General features: G+C 49.8%; 4 protein-coding genes. All 4 read right to left on the reverse strand.

What is annotated here, in order from left to right; genetic code table 11:
• The coding region (locus HKN79_04410) for a hypothetical protein (GenBank protein ID NNC82798.1) at positions 1–1,516 on the reverse strand (1,516 nt) is incomplete at its 3' end.
• Positions 1,517–1,599: 83 nt separating this feature from the next.
• Positions 1,600–2,865, reverse strand: a complete 1,266-nt coding sequence (locus tag HKN79_04415) for an HlyC/CorC family transporter (protein ID NNC82799.1) — start codon at positions 2,863–2,865, stop codon at positions 1,600–1,602.
• A 22-nt stretch (positions 2,866–2,887) separates the two neighbouring features.
• Entirely contained in the window at positions 2,888–3,094 is a 207-nt protein-coding gene (locus HKN79_04420) for a hypothetical protein (protein ID NNC82800.1), read from the reverse strand.
• Positions 3,072–3,665 carry an LPS export ABC transporter periplasmic protein LptC gene (lptC, locus tag HKN79_04425; protein ID NNC82801.1) on the reverse strand — a complete coding sequence of 198 codons (594 nt, stop codon included), beginning with the start codon at positions 3,663–3,665 and terminating at the stop codon, positions 3,072–3,074. The genes HKN79_04420 and lptC overlap by 23 nt, the downstream gene beginning before the upstream one ends.
• Positions 3,666–3,818: the final 153 nt, after the last annotated feature.

Below are 3,818 nucleotides of genomic sequence, written 5' to 3' on the forward strand. Positions count from 1 at the left end.
CACTTACGCTGCGTGCACTTGGGCGTATGCCTGCGGCTGTTTTGACCTCATAGCCCCGCTCTTGCGCCAATGAGCGGAAAGAATCCACATCCTTTACATCCAGGGCAAAGGCACTGGCATCTTCATATACCTGGTCGAACGTATCTGAACTGGGTCTGATGTTCTTGATGAATTCAGCCACTTCTTTTTGAGGCTCACTGCGTCTGTCCAGTACTTCGATGATGTGATATCCAAAGGAAGTCTTCACTACGCCCAGTGAACCTACAGATTCGTCAAAGCTGAAATCCTCGAATTCCTTGACCATTTGTCCACGTGGGAACCACTCGTACTTACCTCCATTGTTGACCGAACCAGGATCATCTGAGAATTCGGTGACCATATCTTCGAAATCAGCACCACGTTTGATGGCTCGGAGTATGCTATCCGCGCGATTCTTCATCTCCTCATCATTGGATGGGTCGGATTTGATGAGGATATGGCGCACGGTGGCCTCTTCTTTCGCCTCATCTCCGAGGATCTTGATGAGCTTGATCACATCCCCGTCTTCAACAGGCCCTACCACATCTCCTTTCTCCGCTGAGAAGATCATTTCTGCCGTGGTGCTGTCCAATTCTGCACGGGTATACGCGATGGCAGTGTAGCGTTTGGTATCACTGTTGACCACGGTGAATACACTATCATTCGGAGCATCCTTGAATTCCTGGATGTACTGCTGTACGTCTTGTTCAATGTCAGCAATGTCTTCTTCAGAGGGCTCTACCAAGAAGCTGACCAATTCCATGTCCCGGCCTGCGGTCTGCTGATAGCGCGCTTCATCCTTGTGTTCGCTGAAGTAAGCGCGTATATCGCTATCGCTGACTGAGACCGTGCTATCTGGAATTGCGCTATATCGCTTGAGCACATATTGGATATCCACTGCGGAATTCTTGTCCATGTAGCTGTTCTCCGCCTCTAGAGAATTGGCGATGATCGCCTTGGATATGAGCTCGTTGTATTTGTTGGTCATCTGCTTGCGTGTCAGACGATACTTCTCAGAGTTCCACACCTCTACATTGGAATTCATCAGATTCTCATAGGTGGCTCTCACCAGAGAAGGGTCGAAATTCCCATCTTCCCCTTTGAAGTTCTGTGAGGTCTTGAATTCATCAAGAACTCCTTCTCCGAAACGGATGTCGTCATATTCTTCGAGCGGAAGGGCCAGACCTACTTCATTGAACTGCTCTTTGAGCACACGGTCATACTGGATATCGTCCCAAGCGATCTGTCGAGCTTGCTCCTGAGATATCGGATTGCGGTAGTATGTGCCATAAAGCGTACTCCAGTAAGCAGTGCGCTTTTCGAGGTCTTGGAGTGAAACGGGCTCGCCATCTATTTCACCCGCAGTGACGGGGTCTTGACTCAAGAATCCTCCACCACCGCTTCCAAAGATGTCTCCCATGATGAATGCGAGCATCGCTAATCCGATGATGATGATCAATAGACCCGAACGTCTTCTAATGCTTCCTATTACAGCCATGTCTTTTTCTGTAAGTCCTTGTTATTGAATACCCGATTTTTCGGGGGAGCGCGAATATAGTGCGAACGCAGAACAAAAGAAAGTCAACGCCCCTGCAAAACAGTGAGTTCCACCTCTTCTATGCGATGCCCTTCGACCTTCGTCACGGTGAATCGATAAGGGTGTACGATGATCCGCTCCTTGAGTTGGGGGATGTCCTCATGATAATGGAGGATCAAACCTGCTAGGGTATCGAATTCATCGGTTTCAGGAAGTTGGAGCCCATAGGTGCTATTCAGATAATCCACTTCGTGACGGGCAGCGAATCTAAAGCGACCATCTCCCAGATCCTGCTCGATGAGGGCTTCTTTATCGTGTTCATCCTCGATATCTCCAAAGAGTTCTTCGATAACATCCTCGATGGTCAACATGCCGGCCGTACCGCCATACTCATCCAATACCACAGCCACATTCCTGCGCTGGCTGATGAGCTGCTCCAGAATGTCATTGGCCGTCTTGCTCTCTGGGATGATGGCGATGGGCCGGAGAATGGATTTGACCGATTCAGGGTGCTTGAAGAGTTCGCTACTATGCACGTAACCGATGACATGGTCTATGTTCTCTCGAAATACCAAGACCTTGGAGTGGCCGGTCTCTACAAATAATTCGGTCAGTTCATTCAAAGGAGAATCTATATCCACTGCACGTATCTCATTGCGTGGTATCATGCACTCACGTGCTTTGATCTTGGAGAACTCCAGAGCATTCTGAAAGATCTGGATCTCGGTCTCCACCTCTTCATCATCATCCATGGCGCTGGTCTTTTCCAGAAGGAAATTGTGCAGGTCCACTTGATTGAAGACTACCTCCTGGCGATCTCGTTCTACTTTGAATAAGACCTTGAGGATGATCTCTGAGAGGAATGTGATCACCAGGGCCGGTATGAGGAGAACGATATAGACGATGAGGACAGGAATAGCGAGTACATTGAGGAATCCGTTGGGATTGGTCCTGAATAGGGATTTGGGAAGGAACTCGGCCGTGACCAATACGATCAGGGTCGAGACCAGGGTCTGCATGAGCAATACGAACAGTTCATTGGCCCAGAGGTATTGCTCGATGTAGGGCTCGAGGACCTTGGCCATGAATATCCCATAGATGACCAAAGCGACATTGTTGCCTACGAGCATTGCGGCTATAAAGCGCGCCTTTTGACGTAGGAACCAATCGATGATGCGTGCGATATATCGCCCTTGCTTGAGTTCGAGCTCGACCTGTAGACGATTGACCGAGATGAACGCGATCTCCATGCCTGAGAAGAATGCGGATAGCAGTAAGGATGCGAGAATGATGAGAAGGGTGGTCTCCATGGATCAGGGCTGGATGTCGGGTTCAGTCATCAGGGCGGTCCTTCTCCATACGCTTGCGCATAGACCTCCGCATGCCGTAGAATACGAATGCCACCAATGGGAGTAGGGCGTACATCCAATTCCCTTCCAAGCCGAATTGATTGATGAAATAGATGCCGTACAGCGTGGTACCGATGGCTACGGTCAGCCAGAATTTCTCTAGGAAATCATTGATCTTCTTCAGATCCATCGTTGGTCAAATCTTCAGGCAGGGTGATATCTCCTACCGGTGCTAAGATACTGTAGCGGCTGAAATCCTCATTGGCCCGCATTCCCTTGCCCCGAATCTCGGTCCCATCCCGTATGATCTGTACCTCCTTATCGGTCTGGATGAGGTTGCTATCACTGAGCCAGATGAGTTGCTCGGTGAATAAGCTATCTCCGCTCGGATTGGTGAAAATGACATTGCCTTGGGCCTCCATCACATTGGTCGCTTCGAAGTACAGGCCGCTATCGGCAGAGAGGAGTCCGGCCACCCTCTCAGCCCGATCATATATCTCTAAGGTGAGACCTGCCGATACGCGGGTATAGTCCGAGTCTTGGATGAATTGCTCCAATTTACCGGCCAGGAGCACATTCCGTATCCGACCTGAATCTGTGAAGGTGTAATGACCATCATACACGGTCTGGAAAGGGGCGGTATCCTCTTCCCCCAGCTCCTGTACGACCTCCATATCGTTCTTGCAGGTCATGAAAAAAGTCCCTATGACCATGAGCATGGCCATAAGGACTTTGGAATTCTTCAGATTGACGGTCGGCATCAACGTACCCGTACCGTGGTGCTCTCACCCAGGCATCCGCAATCTACCGTGTCTCCGTTGGACTTTCCAAGGAAGAACATTTCCTCTGTAGAAGGGAATTGCCCCCGGACAGATGACATCTTACGTGATGCGATCTCTTGAACGCTCTTGGAA

The sequence above is a fragment of the Flavobacteriales bacterium genome (genome assembly GCA_013001705.1).
In the GTDB taxonomy this organism is placed as follows: Bacteria; Bacteroidota; Bacteroidia; order Flavobacteriales_D; family JABDKJ01; genus JABDLZ01.